General features: G+C 64.0%; 13 protein-coding genes. 10 read left to right on the forward strand and 3 right to left on the reverse strand.

Annotated elements, in window-relative coordinates; genetic code table 11:
- Nucleotides 1-15: 15 nt before the first annotated feature.
- Nucleotides 16-2919, reverse strand: coding sequence for an autotransporter family protein (locus B5V02_RS15565; RefSeq protein WP_111545009.1), 2904 nt, complete (start codon nucleotides 2917-2919; stop codon nucleotides 16-18).
- A gap of 226 nt (nucleotides 2920-3145) precedes the next feature.
- On the opposite strand from B5V02_RS15565, the gene B5V02_RS15570 reads away from it, so the two are divergent.
- Both B5V02_RS15570 and xylB read left to right on the forward strand, forming a co-directional pair.
- Nucleotides 3146-4471 carry a tetratricopeptide repeat protein gene (locus tag B5V02_RS15570; RefSeq protein WP_111545010.1) on the forward strand — a complete coding sequence of 442 codons (1326 nt, stop codon included), beginning with the start codon at nucleotides 3146-3148 and terminating at the stop codon, nucleotides 4469-4471.
- 82 nt (nucleotides 4472-4553) lie between these two features.
- Nucleotides 4554-6008, forward strand: a complete 1455-nt coding sequence (gene xylB / locus B5V02_RS15575) for a xylulokinase (RefSeq protein WP_111545428.1) — start codon at nucleotides 4554-4556, stop codon at nucleotides 6006-6008.
- Between the two features lie 32 nt (nucleotides 6009-6040).
- On the opposite strand, the gene B5V02_RS15580 is transcribed toward xylB, so the two are convergent.
- A complete protein-coding gene (locus tag B5V02_RS15580) occupies nucleotides 6041-6403 on the reverse strand; it encodes a nuclear transport factor 2 family protein (protein WP_111545011.1) in 363 nt (120 codons plus the stop codon).
- Between the two features lie 113 nt (nucleotides 6404-6516).
- On the opposite strand from B5V02_RS15580, the gene xylA reads away from it, so the two are divergent.
- The 4 genes from xylA (at nucleotide 6517) to B5V02_RS15600 (ending at nucleotide 9674) form a co-directional block, all read left to right on the forward strand.
- Nucleotides 6517-7842, forward strand: a complete 1326-nt coding sequence (xylA, locus tag B5V02_RS15585) for a xylose isomerase (RefSeq protein ID WP_111545012.1) — start codon at nucleotides 6517-6519, stop codon at nucleotides 7840-7842.
- Between the two features lie 150 nt (nucleotides 7843-7992).
- Nucleotides 7993-8469, forward strand: coding sequence for a GNAT family N-acetyltransferase (locus tag B5V02_RS15590; RefSeq protein WP_111545013.1), 477 nt, complete (start codon nucleotides 7993-7995; stop codon nucleotides 8467-8469).
- A gap of 176 nt (nucleotides 8470-8645) precedes the next feature.
- Nucleotides 8646-8849, forward strand: coding sequence for a hypothetical protein (locus B5V02_RS15595; RefSeq protein WP_111545014.1), 204 nt, complete (start codon nucleotides 8646-8648; stop codon nucleotides 8847-8849).
- Between the two features lie 60 nt (nucleotides 8850-8909).
- Complete coding sequence (locus B5V02_RS15600; RefSeq protein WP_342633860.1) at nucleotides 8910-9674, forward strand: TIGR01458 family HAD-type hydrolase; 765 nt, start codon at nucleotides 8910-8912, stop codon at nucleotides 9672-9674.
- Here the strand turns inward: B5V02_RS15600 and B5V02_RS15605 are convergent.
- Nucleotides 9652-10635, reverse strand: coding sequence for a GlxA family transcriptional regulator (locus B5V02_RS15605; RefSeq protein ID WP_111545016.1), 984 nt, complete (start codon nucleotides 10633-10635; stop codon nucleotides 9652-9654). The two genes, B5V02_RS15600 and B5V02_RS15605, sit on opposite strands and share 23 nt — an antisense overlap.
- Nucleotides 10636-10769: 134 nt before the next feature.
- On the opposite strand from B5V02_RS15605, the gene bcoG reads away from it, so the two are divergent.
- From bcoG to B5V02_RS15625, 4 genes are all read left to right on the forward strand, one after another.
- On the forward strand, nucleotides 10770-11687 hold the full coding sequence (gene bcoG / locus B5V02_RS15610) for a 3-dehydrocarnitine:acetyl-CoA trimethylamine transferase BcoG (RefSeq protein ID WP_111545017.1): 918 nt from the start codon (nucleotides 10770-10772) through the stop codon (nucleotides 11685-11687).
- 77 nt (nucleotides 11688-11764) lie between these two features.
- Nucleotides 11765-12394, forward strand: coding sequence for an HD domain-containing protein (locus B5V02_RS15615; RefSeq protein WP_111545018.1), 630 nt, complete (start codon nucleotides 11765-11767; stop codon nucleotides 12392-12394).
- Nucleotides 12391-13494, forward strand: a complete 1104-nt coding sequence (locus tag B5V02_RS15620) for a carnitine 3-dehydrogenase (protein WP_111545019.1) — start codon at nucleotides 12391-12393, stop codon at nucleotides 13492-13494. The genes B5V02_RS15615 and B5V02_RS15620 overlap by 4 nt, the downstream gene beginning before the upstream one ends.
- 4 nt (nucleotides 13495-13498) lie before the next feature.
- The gene (locus B5V02_RS15625) at nucleotides 13499-14662 is read left to right on the forward strand and encodes an acyl-CoA dehydrogenase family protein (protein ID WP_111545020.1); all 1164 of its coding nucleotides are present in this window, start codon (nucleotides 13499-13501) and stop codon (nucleotides 14660-14662) included.
- Nucleotides 14663-14709: the final 47 nt, after the last annotated feature.

Below are 14709 nucleotides of genomic sequence, written 5' to 3' on the forward strand. Positions count from 1 at the left end.
GGACCTTGATCTGCCTCACCATTTGACGCTGAAGCCGAGATTGCCCTCGAGAATGCGGCGCTTGTCGCCACCGAGATTGGTGGTGTAGTCGCCGGTGGCGAAGACGCTGACCTTGTCCGTCACCTTGGCGACGACGCCACCGCCGAATTCGAAGGAGGTCGATTTGCCCTCGGTCGAGATGTCGTTGGTGTCGAAATTGACATGGCTGGTGCCGCCGAAGTCGTGCCAGATATTGGCTTTGAGGTAAGGCTGCAACGCCATGCCGTTGATAGCAGTCTCGCCCTGCAGCCGCACGCCCAGCCGACCGGCGACGTTGTCGTCGGGATCGAAGGAAACCGACGAGAACAGGTCTTTGGTGTCGTCAAGCGACAGATGCTGCCAGACCAGTTGCGCCTGCGGTTCAAGCGTCCAGCCTTGCGCCAGCGCAATGGGATAGCCGCCTTCCAGCGAAGCGGTGACACCGGTGCCGTCGACGTCGATGCCGACGTTGCGGGACGACGTTGCGTTGCCGCCAAAGAAGGTGGCCATGACGACGCCGTCCAGGTACCAGCCGCCCTGGCCGACACGGGTCCAGTAACCGCCGACACTGGTGCCGTCGATATCCATGCTGCCGACGGACAGATTGTTCCATCCCAGCGCCTGGCCGCGCACATCGCCAGTCATGCTGGCATAGGCGACGAACAGGCCAGCGCGATCGATCTGGCCTGACGCGGTCTCGCGGCCGAACAGGTCGAAACCTGCCTGGAAGCCGAACAGAGAGCCGTCGAAGGATGGCGACACCGTTCCCGACCAGCCCATCTCAGTGTCCTGGCCGAAAACGCGGCCCCAAACCGGCGACAGCTCCGCGTTCGACAACAGGCTCTGCTCGCCGCGCCGTTCATGGAAGGTGCCGAGCGTCGTCATCGCCAGATGCTCGGCGACCGGCGGCAAGGCCGAATAGACCGGAACCTCGATGCGATAGAGCGGGATCTCGGCGGCTTGCACCGCCGTCGCTCCGGGTGTCGGCGGCGCCGGCTGCACAGGCGGCGGACCAACAGGCGGCGTCGGCACTGGAAGCGCGGGCGCTGCGGTTGGCACCACCGGTGGGGGCGGTGGTGGGTCCGCCGGCGGCGCCGGTGCTGGCGGAGGCGGCGGCGTGGGTTCCGGATCGCTGGCCTGCACGGGCTGCGTCGGGTCGACCGGCGGGGTGTTGATGTCGCCCTCGGTCGGCGGCGGCGTCGGCGGCAGCTCGGAGGGTGGCGGCGGCGGTGGCTCGACCGCAGGCGGTTCAGGTTCCGGCGGCGGCGGGGGTTCGACCCCAGGTCCCGGCGGCGGTGGCGGCTCGACCGCCGGCGGTGCCGGTGCCGGCTGCGGCGGAACCTGTGCCGGTTCCAGCGGCGCCGTCAGCGTCGAGCGCAGATACCAGTTCTCCTGGCTGCCGGCGCTGACGCCGCCCTTGAACAGATAATATTCGAAGGCGCCGGCCGCGACCTGCGTGTCGAGGGCGAAGGTGCTGGTGCCGGAGGTGGCGCCGTTGACCGCCTGGACGACCATGATGCCGTCCTGCGTGGTCTCGGCACCGGCGCCGCCGAGATTGATCACCGAGATGCCGGTCGAGCCGGACGCCGTCCCGCCCGACAGCACCAGCCTGTCCGATGCGGAGGAATCATCGCCAAGCTCGGTCTGGATGAGCAGCAGGCCACCGACGCCGGTATAGTTGCCGGAGATCGTCAGACGATCGGTCGCGCCGGTGCCGCCATTGGTCAGGTCGATGCGTCCGGCATTGGTGACCTGTGCCAACTGCCCTGCGGTAAAGGCCTGGATCGAAGCGTTGAAGCCGCCGCCGCCAAACAGCGTGCTCGAGGCGTCGACGTTGAGTGCGCCGGTGCCGGTGCCGCTATCGCCAAGCACCAGATTGCTGTCCAGCTTCAGTTCGGTATCGTTGGTGGCGCCGATGCTTTCCCAGTTCTGCAGCCGGCTGATCCCATCCAGCTTGACGTTATCGAGGGTCAGCGCGTCGGTGCCGAGGCCACCGGTTATTGCATTCGTGGCGCCGAGATTGGCGTTGGTGAGGTTGCTCAGCCTGGCGGTGTCGTTGTCGCCGCCGAGATCGACGGCGCCGTAGATGATGCCGCCACCGTTCCAGACGAAGTTGTCGGCGCCAAAGCTCATCAGGATATCGCCGCCGACCGTGCCGCCGGTGATCGTGACGCTGTCATTGCCGCCGCTGACGCTGATGTTGCCGCCGATGGTGCCGCCCGACAGTATAATCGTGTCTTGGTCGAAGCCGGTGACAAGATTTCGGTCGATGGTGCCGCCCGACATGTTGAAATAGTTCTTGTCGAGTTTCATGTTGACGCGGCCGATGCGGCCGCCGGTCATGACCGCATGGTCGCCATCGTCGAAGAAATCGACGATGCGCCCACCTGTCATGGTGAAGGTGTCGAGGCCGTCGCCCTGGTTGAGCGAGCCGATCTGGCCGCCGCTCATATTGAAGTCGTCGATGCCGGCGCCTTGCTGGACATTGCCGGCGACGGTGCCGGCGCCAATGGTGAAGAAGTCCGTGCCGCCGCCCTGATCGACGGTGCCGGTGATGGTGCCGGACTGCATGTCGACGCGGTCCGTGCCGACGCCAAAGGTGACATTGCCTGATATTTGCCCGGTCCCGCCGGCGGGAAAATTCAGCGCGTTGTCGCCGCCATTGTCGGTGAGGCTGCCGCCCGAATCACCACTATCGCAAGTGAAGGTGTCGTTTCCGGGAGACGGAACCAGCACGCATGCTGCGAAGGCCACGGAATTGGGCAGCAACGCAAATGCTGTAGTTGCAAGAACGCTAATAAACCATGGATGGATCTGACGCGGCTTTCGCGGCAGCAAAGCAATCGTGTCATCCATCCCTTCCAACCGGCTGTTTGGAAGCTTTATTTCAAAGTGCCGCATCGCGTCCCCTCTCAGATCGCGATTTCAAGCCCTCCACCCGCGCCGCAATGAAGCCACAATTCGTTCGCTTTTACAAAGCCTAATCTGTGGCTCATGGTTGATAAACTGCAAAATACACTGGAATAGTCCCAGCGCGGCGCGCGATTGGCGTGTCTGTGGCCCATGCTTTAGGATCGCCTTGGGCCGACGGATCGAGGCCCATCATGGGCCGGTCAAAGGACATTGCATGGCAATCAGGGACGCATTCGGTCTGACACTTTCGGGCGCAACGGAGGCGGGGTTCACGCCCTACAGCCAGGCTGTGCGTGAACTGCAATGCTTCATCGGCGATCCCGTAGCCTCCGTCGATCGCGCCATCGCGGAAGATCCCGGCTTCGTCATGGCGCATGTCTTCAAGGGCTATCTCTTCGGCCTCGCCACCGAGCGAGAGGCGACGGCGGTGGCCAAGGCTTGCCATGAGGCGGCGTTGCCGCTTGCCGCGACCACGCGCGAGCAGGCGCATGTCTCAGCCCTTGGTCATCTCGCCAACGGGCGCTGGCATGACGCCGCCGGCATTCTTAGGGATATCGCCATCGACTTCCCGCTCGACGCGGTGGCGCTGCAGACCGGGCATCAGATCGATTTCTTCACCGGCAATGCGCGCATGCTGCGCGACCGCATCGCCGGCGCCCTGCCGTCCTGGCAAAGCGACATGCCGGGCTACCACGCCATCCTCGGCATGCAGGCCTTCGGGCTGGAGGAAATGGGTGACTACGCACGGGCCGAGAAGCTTGGCCGCGCCGCGGTCGATCTGGAGCCCCGCGACGGTTGGGCCCAACATGCCGTCGCCCACGTCATGGAGATGCAAAGCCGGCAAAGGGATGGCATTGCCTGGATGCGCGCCAATCCCGAAGCATGGACGAAGGAGAGCTTTCTCAAGGTGCACAATTGGTGGCACCTGGCGCTGTTCCACTATGACCTCGGCGAGACCAACGAGGTGCTGGGGCTCTATGACGGCCCGATCTACGGCGAGCGATCGACGCTGGCGCTCAACATGGTCGATGCCTCGGCGATCCTGTGGCGGCTCTATCTTGGCGGCGTCGATGCCGGCGACCGCTGGACGGCGGTCGCCGCCAACTGGGCGCCAAAGGCCGGCGACGGCAATTACGCCTTCAACGATGCTCACGCGATGATGGCCTTTGTCGGCGCCGGGCTCGACGCGCCGGCTCAGACCTTGCTGGAGGCGCAGCGCGAGGCCATGCGCGGCAGCGACGACAATGCGGCGTTCACCCGGGATGTCGGCCATCCACTGACGCTCGCCATCAAGGCATTCGGCGCCGGGAACTATGCCGACACTGTTCGCCTGATCCGGCCGATCCGGGCGATCGCCCACCGTTTCGGCGGCAGCCACGCCCAGCGCGACGTCATCGACCTGACGCTGATCGAGGCGGCCTTGCGGACCGGTGACGGTGCGCTGGCCAGGGCGCTCACCGCAGACCGTTCAGTAGCGCGACCCGACAGTCCATTGTCGGCGCTGCTTTCGCGACGCGCCGCCGATTTGTCAGAGAATTGACCCGAAGCGGATCTTGTCTTAAAAACTGGCCAAGCCAGATTTTTTCGAGATCCGAAAAAATTAAATGGCATGGGAGGAAATCATGTATCTCGGCCTCGATCTCGGGACATCGGGCGTCAAGGCGCTGCTGATCGATGCCGAGCAGACTGTCATCGGCTCCGGCCATGCATCGCTCGACGTATCGCGGCCGCATCCGGGCTGGTCGGAACAGGATCCGTCCCACTGGATACGCGCCTGCGAAGAAGCAGTTGCCGAGCTGAAGGCTTCCCATCCAAGCCAGCTCGCTGCGGTGAAAGGCATCGGCCTGTCGGGGCAGATGCATGGCGCGACCTTGCTCGATTCCGCCGACAAGGTACTGCGGCCCTGCATCCTGTGGAACGACACGCGCAGCCACGCCGAGGCGGCGACGCTGGACGCCGACCCGCGCTTCCGCCAGCTGACCGGCAACATCGTGTTTCCCGGCTTCACCGCCCCGAAGCTTGCCTGGGTGAAGAACAATGAGCCCGCGGTCTTCGCCAAGGTCGCAAAAGTGCTGCTGCCCAAGGATTTCCTGCGGCTCTGGCTTTCGGGCGAACACATTTCGGAGATGTCGGATTCGGCCGGTACCTCCTGGCTCGATGTCGGCAAGCGGCACTGGAGTGCGGACCTGCTCGCGGCGACATCGCTCGACGAGAAGCAGATGCCGTCGCTGGTCGAGGGCACGGAGAAGGCCGGAGCCTTGCGCAGCGAATTGGCCTCGAAATGGGGCATGCAAGCCGGCATCCCGATCGCCGGCGGCGCCGGCGACAATGCCGCCTCGGCCTGCGGCATGGGCACGGTGGGCGCGGGCCACGCCTTCGTCTCGCTCGGCACATCGGGTGTGCTGTTTGCCGCCAATGCTTCCTATCTGCCCAACCCGGCAAGCGCCGTCCACACCTTCTGCCACGCGCTTCCCAACACCTGGCATCAGATGGGCGTCATCCTGTCGGCGACCGATTCGCTGAACTGGCTGGCGGAGATCACCGGCAAAGGCGCTGGCGAACTGACCGCGGAACTCGGCGATACGCTGAAGGTGCCCAGCGGCGTGTCTTTCCTGCCCTATCTCTCCGGCGAGCGCACGCCCTACAATGATTCCGCCATCCGCGGCGCGTTCACCGGCCTGGCGCATGAATCGAGCCGCGCGGTGCTGACGCAGGCCGTGCTCGAGGGCGTCGCCTTTGCCTTCCGTGACAGCCTAGAAGCCCTGGCCAAGGCCGGCACGACCTTGACACGGGTGACGGCGATCGGCGGCGGCTCGCGCTCGCGCTACTGGCTGAAAGCGATCGCCACCGCGCTTGGCCTGCCTGTCGACATTCCCGCCGACGGCGATTTCGGCGCCGCCTTCGGCGCGGCGCGGCTCGGCCTGATCGCGGCGACCGGTGCTGATCCGCTGAGCATCTGCACGGCACCCACGACGGATGCCACGATCGAACCGGATGCGGCACTCGGCGGCGTCTATGCAGATGCCTATCAACGCTACCGGGCGCTGTACCCGGCCATCAAGGTGGCCACGGCGTGAGTGAGTTCTCGCCCACGCCGCGGCCTTGCCGCTCACTGCGCCGGGATCTTGTCGAGAAAGCCGGTGACGCTTTTCAGGCGGCCGTTCTCGATGACGCCGATGTCGGTGCCTTCGATGACGGAAGGGGTGCCTTCCGGGCCGAGGTTCCAGGAAAAGCGGATCTTATCGGCAAAACCGTCCGGCGTGCCCTTCAGCGAGAACCGGAAGCCGGCAAAGCGCTGCTGCACGCCGTCGATCAGCGCCGCGACACCCGCATGGCCATCGCCCTGCATCAACGGATCGCGGTAGCTGACGTCGTCGGTGAAGGTCGCGTTGAGCAAGGCTGCCCGGCGGTCCGCGTCGCTTTCGTTCCAGGCGCTGATGTAGCCTTCGGCGATCTTGATGAGGTCGGTCATGGTCTGTCTCCTTTGTTGAGTGGCTTTGACTTGAGCCTTTTCGACCGGCGGAAGAACGAAACCAATTACGCCTGAGGTAATCAGGGCGAACTATTCGAAAGAGGACAAAGATCATGAGCAGCGGATTTTTCGGCGACATCAAAGAGATCAAATACGAGGGACCGGATTCGACCAATCCGCTGGCCTACCGGTTCTACAATCCCGATGAGGTGGTGGCCGGCAAGCGGCTGGAAGACCATCTGCGCTTTGCCGTCGCCTACTGGCATTCCTTCGCCTGGCCGGGCGGCGATCCGTTCGGCGGCCAGACCTTCGACCGTCCCTGGTTCCCGAAAGCGGGCGGCGTCGACACAATGGAGCTGGCAAAACTGAAAGCAGACGTCGCCTTCGAAATGTTCTCGCTGCTCGGCGCGCCCTATTTTTGCTTTCACGACGCCGACGTGCGACCGGAAGGCAAGGATTTTTCCGAAAGTGCGGCGCGCCTCGACGAGATCGCAGACTATTTCGCCACCAAGATGAAGCAGACCGGCGTCAAGCTTTTGTGGGGCACGGCAAACCTGTTCTCCAATCGCCGCTTCATGTCGGGTGCCGCCACCAATCCCGATCCGGATGTGTTTGCCTATGCGGCGGCGACGGTGAAGCACTGCATCGACGTCACCAAGCGGCTGAAGGGCGAAAACTATGTCCTGTGGGGCGGGCGCGAGGGCTATGAGACGCTGCTCAACACCGACCTTGCCCGTGAGCAGGAACAGGCCGGCCGGTTCCTCAGCCTCGTCGTCGACTACAAGCACAAGATTGGTTTCAAGGGCACCATCCTGATCGAGCCGAAGCCGCAGGAGCCGACCAAGCACCAGTACGACTATGATGTCGCGACGGTCTATGGCTTCCTCAAGCGCTTCGGGCTGGAGAAGGAGGTCAAGCTCAATATCGAGCAGGGCCACGCCATCCTGGCCGGCCATTCCTTCGAGCACGAACTGGCGCTGGCCAATGCGCTGGGCATCTTCGGTTCGATCGACATGAACCGCAACGACTACCAGTCGGGCTGGGACACCGACCAGTTCCCCAACAACGTGCCGGAAATGGCATTGGCCTACTACCAGGTGCTTCAGGCCGGCGGCTTCAAGACCGGCGGTACCAATTTCGACGCCAAGCTGCGCCGCCAGTCGCTCGACCCGCAGGATCTGTTGATCGGTCATATCGGCGGCATGGATTCGTGCGCGCGCGGCCTCAAGGCCGCGGCCCGCATGGTCGAGGACAAGGCGCTGTCGGGGCCGCTGGCTGAACGTTATGCCGGCTGGAGCACGGCTGAGGGCAAGGCGATGCTTGCCGGCAAGCGCACGCTGGAAGACATCGCCGAGCGCGTCGTCAAGAAGAAAATCGAGCCGCAGCCAAGGTCCGGCCGCCAGGAATTGCTGGAAAACATCGTCAACCGGTACGTGTGAATCCCGATCTCTGGACCCGATATCCACCACCTCTGGCTGAAAGCCGCCGTCGTTGCCTTCTGCTAGTCAGGCCATTTCGCGCGGGGCGTCCGCGCAGGATGGACAGGCCGCGTTGCCGAAGGGCCGCGCGGCGGTGACTGGAGACGGAACGTGGCAGAGGACCGAATCATCGTGCGCCGGGCGCAGGCAAGCGATATCCCGGCGTTGAAGCAGGTGCTGCAGGAAACATTCGAAGGCACCTGGTTGCCGCATATCACCGAGCAATCGGCGCAACGCTACGTCGAGTCGGACATTGGCGGGCGCTATGTCGACCAGAGCTGGCCGGAATTTGCCATTGCCGAGATCGATGGCGACGTCGCCGGCCTGATCCATTGGCGCGCGGACTTCATCGAGGCCCTGCACGTCATGGCGTCGCGCCAAGGGCAAGGCGTCGGCCGCAAGCTGCTTTCCCATGCCGAACAGGCGATCGCTGCCGCCGGATTTGCGCAGGCGCGGCTGGAAACCGACACGTTCAACCTGCGCAGCCAGACGCTCTACAAAGCGGTCGGCTATGTCGAGAAGGATCGCTACCCCGACGACGAATGGGACAGCGGCTTCACCACCGTGCTGTTCGAGAAGCGGCTGTAGAAGTCTCCGACCTGGCCTGGCCAGACGCAGGAACGGCTTTGCGCAAGGCCGGCTCCGACGACACGGTTTTTGCCCTTTGCCGCCCCTCAATGACCTCGCTCTTGCCTTCAAACTGCCGTCACGTATCTCGTATAAGACTGGCTCGTGGCGGGAGAGGAAGAAGGAGGCGAACCGATATGCAGAACGAACGCGAAATCGACGCCCTGCTCTCACCTGGCGAGGCCGGATCGATCATCGACCGGCTGATGGCAATGCCGCATCCGAAAGACAGCACGCAGCGCACAAACGAATGGGATCGCGCGGTTGCAGCGCGACTTGAAACGGTGCTGGCCAAGAGCATGCGCTCGCGCATTGTCCACGAAAGCCGTGATGTCGCTTGATGGTCCCTGTGGTTTGACGAACGGAGCCTGTTTCGTCATCCTTCACCGATGGTACGCGCGGTGCTTCTGGACCTTTTGGGTGTCGTCTACAATGGCGACACCCCGATAGCGGGCGCTGTCTCGGCAATCGAGCGCCTGCGCAATGCGGGCTTGCCGCTCCGCTTTGTCAGCAACACAACTCGCTCACCACACAAGGCAATCATCGCGCAACTTACCGCCTTCGGCGTCGAGGTTGGAGAAGAGGAATTGCTGACGCCGGCGCGTGCCGCCGTCGAATGGCTGCGCAGGCACGGCCTCACACCGCATCTGCTCGTCCATCCCAACCTGGAGCCTGAGTTTTCCGGACTGGACGGCGCAAATGGGCGGGCCGTCATCGTCGGAGATGCAGGCGAAGCCTTCGATCATGCCAGGCTCAACCGGGCGTTCCGCGAGCTGGTGGCCGGCGCCGATTTTGTGGCGCTCGCCACCAATCGCACCTTCAAGGATGCAGACGGTCTGCTCAGCCTCGACACGGGCGCCTTCGTTGCCGCCCTCGAATTCGCCAGTAATCGAAGCCCTGTCGTGCTCGGCAAGCCGTCACCGGACTTCTTTCTTTCGGCGCTTGCCAATATGAACTGCTCGGCCGCCGATGCGGTCATGGTCGGCGACGATGCCGAGAGCGATGTCGCCGGCGCGCTGCGCGCCGGGCTTGGTGCGGCGCTGCTTGTGCGGACAGGCAAGTATCGCCCAAACGACGAAACACGTTTCAATCCGGCCCCCACGGCTGTGGTAGATGACCTCGCCGCTGCGACCGACTGGATACTCACCAACCGCGCCGTAGTCTGACTGGCGCCTCGCCAAAAGCTCTCGAAAACGCTCTGGAAAACGCGGCGGCGGACGAAAATCCGGTCCGCCCGGCAATATCGGCCATAGCCACCCGGGTGTCGACCACCAGTCGGCGCGCCGCCCCCAGCCGAAGCCTGAGATAGTAGGCGCCCGGCGTCTCGCCGATCGACTTGCGGAAAATGCTCTCCAGCGTTCGCGCCGTCACGCCGGCGCGCTTTGCCACCGCTTCTATGGTCAGCGGCTGGTCGACATGCGCTTCCATCAATCGGATGGCTTGCGCCAGCCGCGGATCGTAGCCATCGAGCCGGCCGAGCGAGACCAGCGGCTGGGCGTCGGTCGCGGCGCGCGCCTGGTCGTAGATGAAGACGCTGGCGACATCGAGGGCGACGGCCATACCGAGGCGGGTGCGAATGAGATGCAGCATCAGGTCGAAGGTCGGCGACGCACCGCCCGAGGTGAAAACCGGTCCGTCGATGACATAGCGGTCCGGGCGGACGTCGACGCCGGGAAAGGCCGACGAGAAATCCTCCATGTCCTCCCAGTGAGTGGTGGCGCTGCGCCCTTCCAGCAGGCCGGCGCGCGCGACAAGCCATGTGCCGGCCTCGACGCCGCCGCAGGCCCGCGCCGTCCAGGCGGCGCGGCGTAGGCCTGACAACAGAGCCGACGTTGCGTAATTCTGGGTGCCGAAGCCGGCGACGACGACAAGAACGTCGGTTGGATCGGCCGCGTCGAAACGTCCGCTGACCGCCACCGGCAGGCCGCAGGTGGTGACCGGAGCCTCGCCGGTCACAGAGACCAGCTTGAAATCGAACAGGGTCTCGCCGGAGATGCGGTTGGCGGCGCGCAGGGGATCGACGGCCGACGCCACGCACATGATGGACGAGCCGGAAAACACCAGTAGCGTCACCTTGAGCGGCGAGCGCTCGGCGCGAAAGATCGTTGGTTTTTCGCTTTTGATCATATGCCCTTCGTAAAACGCAAAACAGTTTCCGACAAGTCAGGCATTGTTGGGGCAGTTCTTGTGCATGTCGTTGTCCCAAAACCGGTTCCCACTTTTGGGCGACATGCGTGGCAATCTTGATTGGGAGGATTTCGATGCCGCTCGCGATGAACCGTGAGGTTTTCATTACCTGTGCCGTGACCGGGTCCGGCGGCTCGCAGGACCGCAGCCCGCATGTGCCGCGCTCGCCCAAGCAGATCGCCGATTCGGCCATCGATGCGGCCAAGGCCGGCGCCGCGATCGTGCACTGCCATGTGCGCGACCCCGAAACCGGCAAGCCCAGGCGCGACCTGCATCTCTACCGCGAAGTGACCGAGCGCATCCGCGCGGCAGACGTCGACGTCATCCTGAACCTGACCGCCGGCATGGGCGGCGACATGGTGTTCGGCTCGCCGGAAGCGCCGCTGCCGCTCAATGAAAAAGGCACCGACATGGGCGGCGCCACCAACCGTATGGAGCATGTGCGCCTGTGCCTGCCGGAAATCTGCACGCTCGACTGCGGCACCATGAACTTCGCCGAGGCCGACTATGTCATGACCAACACGCCTGGCATGCTGCGCGCCATGGGCGGCATGATGACGGCACTCGGCGTCAAGCCGGAGATCGAGGCCTTCGACACCGGCCATCTGTGGTTCGCCAAGCAGCTGGTCGAGGAGAAGGTGCTCAATCCTGACGCTTTGGTGCAGCTATGCATGGGCGTGCCGTGGGGGGCGCCTGACGACCTCAACACCTTCATGGCCATGGTCAACAATGTGCCGTCGACCTGGAACTGGTCGGCCTTTGCCATCGGCCGCAACCAGATGGCCTATGCCGCCGCCGCGGTGCTGGCCGGCGGCAATGTCCGCGTCGGGCTGGAAGACAATCTCTGGCTCGACAAGGGCGTGCTGGCAACCAATGCGCAGTTGGTCGAGCGCGCCGCCAGCATCGTCACCAATCTGGGCGCCAGGATCCTCGGGCCCGAAGACGTGCGCAAGAAGCTGAACTTGACCAAGCGGGCGCCAATCGCGGCATAACCAGAGCATGATCCCGAAAAGTGGGAACCGGTTTTCGGAAAAGATCATGCTCCCAGTAAGATAACCGGGAGGTCGGCATGACTACCGTCAAGTTCACTGCGATGAAGGATGGCGACCGGGACGACTACGAGTTCCTGACCGCGCACGAAATCGACTACGCGGCCAAGACCGGCGAGCGGCTGCTCGACGCTCTGGTCCAGCTCGACGAGGGCCTGTCGGGCTACAAGATCACCCGGCTCGGCCATTCGCTGCAGGCGGCGACACGCGCCTGGCGCGACGGTGCCGACACCGACTGGATCGCCTGCGCGCTGCTGCACGATATCGGCGACATCTATGCGCCCTACAATCACGACGAATACGCCGCTTCGATCCTGAAGCCGTTCGTGCGCGAGCAATGCACCTGGGTGGTGGAGAAGCACGGCGATTTCCAGCGGCTCTATTATGCCCATCACCTCGGCGGCAACCGCCATGCGCGCGACCGCTTCGCTGGCCACGCCTATTTCGACGATTGCGACCAATTCTGTGAACGCTGGGACCAGTCGAGCTTCGACCCCGACTATGACACGCTGCCGATCGAATTCTTCCGGCCGTTCGTGCTCGAAGTCTTTGCCCGCAAGGCCTACGACGCGTCAGTGATCCGCGCCGGCGAGCGCGTGCCCCTCATCGATCCCACAACCGCCACGACAAGAACCGGAGCCCCAGCATGAGCATCATCAACAAGGCAGCCGCCATCGGTGGCGGCGTCATCGGCGCCGGCTGGATGGCGCGCCTGCTGCTCAACGGCATCGACGTTTCGATCTTCGATCCCGATCCGGAGGCGTCGCGCAAGGTCAGCGAAGTGATGAAGGGCGCACGCCGCGCCTACAAGCAGATGGTGCCCGGCGGCCTGCCGAAAGAGGGCAGACTGACCTTTGCCGCGACCATCGCCGAGGCGGTGGCGGACGCCGATTTCATCCAGGAAAGCGTGCCGGAACGGCTCGACCTCAAGCACCGCGTGCTGGCCGAGATCGATGCCCATGCGCCGGCCAACGCCATTGTCGGCTCCTCGACCTCCGGCATCAAGCCGACCGACATGCAGGTGGCGATGAAGAAGCACCCGGAGCGGCTGGTCGTCGGCCATCCGTTCAACCCGGTCTATCTCCTGCCGCTGGTCGAGATCGTCGGCGGCGAACAGACCTTCCCGGAGGCGATCGAGGTCGCCAAGGAGATTTACGCCTCGATCGGAATGAAGCCTGTCGTCATCCGCAAGGAGATCGAGGCCTTCGTCGGCGACCGCCTGCTCGAAGCCGCATGGCGCGAGGCGCTGTGGCTGATCAAGGACGGCATCTGCACGGTCGAGGAACTCGACGATATCATGCGCTATGGCTTCGGCCTGCGCTGGGCGCAGATGGGCATGTTCCAGGTCTATCGCGTCGCCGGCGGCGAGGCCGGCATGCGCCACTTCATGGCGCAGTTCGGCCCGTGCCTTAAGTGGCCATGGACCAAGCTGATGGACGTGCCGGAGTTCAACGACGAGTTGGTCGACCTGATCGCCACGCAGTCGGACGACCAGGCGCACGGCCTGTCGATCCGCGAACTGGAAAAGATCCGCGACGACAATCTGGTCGCCATCATGGACGCGCTGTCGAAGCAGAACAAAGGCAAGGGCTGGGGTGCCGGCGCCTTGCACAAGGACTATACCAAGCAGCTGGCCAAACTGGCGGCGAAGAAGCCGACGGCCTCCAAGGCGGCAGAAAAGGCCAAGGCGAGCAAGCCGGTGAAGAAAGCCGAGAAGCCGAAGAAGAAGACCGGCAAGAAGAAAGGCTGACAGCATGGATTTCGGTCTGTCTGAGGAACAGAAGCTCATCGTCGAAACGACGCGCGCCTTCGTCGAGAACGAGCTTTACCCGCATGAACGCGAGGTGGAACGCACCGGCGTGCTGCGCCGCGAGCTGATCGAGGAGATCAAGGCCAAGGCGATCGAAGCCGGCCTCTACGCCGCCAACATGCCGGCGGACGTCGGTGGCGCCGGGCTCGATACGGTGACCTGGCTGCTCTATGAAAAGGAGCTCGGCCGCGCTAACTACGCGCTGCATTGGACCTGCGTGGCGCGTCCCTCCAACATCCTTTTGGCCGGCACGCCGGAGCAGCGCGAAAAATATCTGTTCCCTTGCATCCGCGGCGAGAAATGGGACTGCCTGGCGATGACCGAGCCAGGCGCCGGTTCCGATCTGCGCGGTATGAAGGCGACCGCGGTGCAGGATGGCGACGACTGGGTGCTGAACGGCACCAAGCATTTCATCAGCCATGCCGATCTCGCCGATTTCGCGATTTGTTTCATGGCTTCGGGCGAAGAGGATTCGCCGCGCGGCAAGCGCAAGAAGATCACCGCTTTCTTCGTCGACAAGGGCACCAAAGGTTTTGCCGTGCGCGACGGCTATCGCAACGTCTCGCATCGCGGCTACACCAACGCCATCCTTGAATTCGACGATTGCCGGCTGCCCGCAAGCCAGGTTCTTGGGGAGGTTCACAAGGGCTTTGACGTCGCCAATTCCTGGCTCGGTGCAACGCGCCTGCAGGTCGGCGCCACCTGTCTCGGCCGCGCCGAGCGGGCGCTTGGCCATGCCGTGGAATATGCCGCGCAGCGCCAGCAGTTCGGCCAGCAGATCGGCAAGTTCCAGGGCGTGTCGTTCAAGCTTGCCGACATGGCGACCGAACTGAAGGCCGCCGACCTGATGGTGTTCGAAGCCGGCTGGAAGTACGATCAGGGCACCGTCACTGATCAGGACATGGCCATGGCCAAGCTGAAGGCCACTGAAATGCTTGCCTTCGTCGCCGATGAAGCGATCCAGGTCCATGGCGGCATGGGGCTGATGGACGACCTGCCGCTGGAGCGTATCTGGCGCGACGCGCGCGTCGAGCGCATCTGGGAAGGCACGTCCGAGATTCAGCGCCACATTATTTCGCGGGCGCTGCTGCGCCCGTTTGGAGCCTGAGCATGATCCCGAAAAGTGGAATCCGGTTTTCTCGGACAAACGATCTC

It is taken from the genome of Mesorhizobium kowhaii, from assembly GCF_003253745.1.
Classification (GTDB): domain Bacteria; phylum Pseudomonadota; class Alphaproteobacteria; order Rhizobiales; family Rhizobiaceae; genus Mesorhizobium; species Mesorhizobium kowhaii.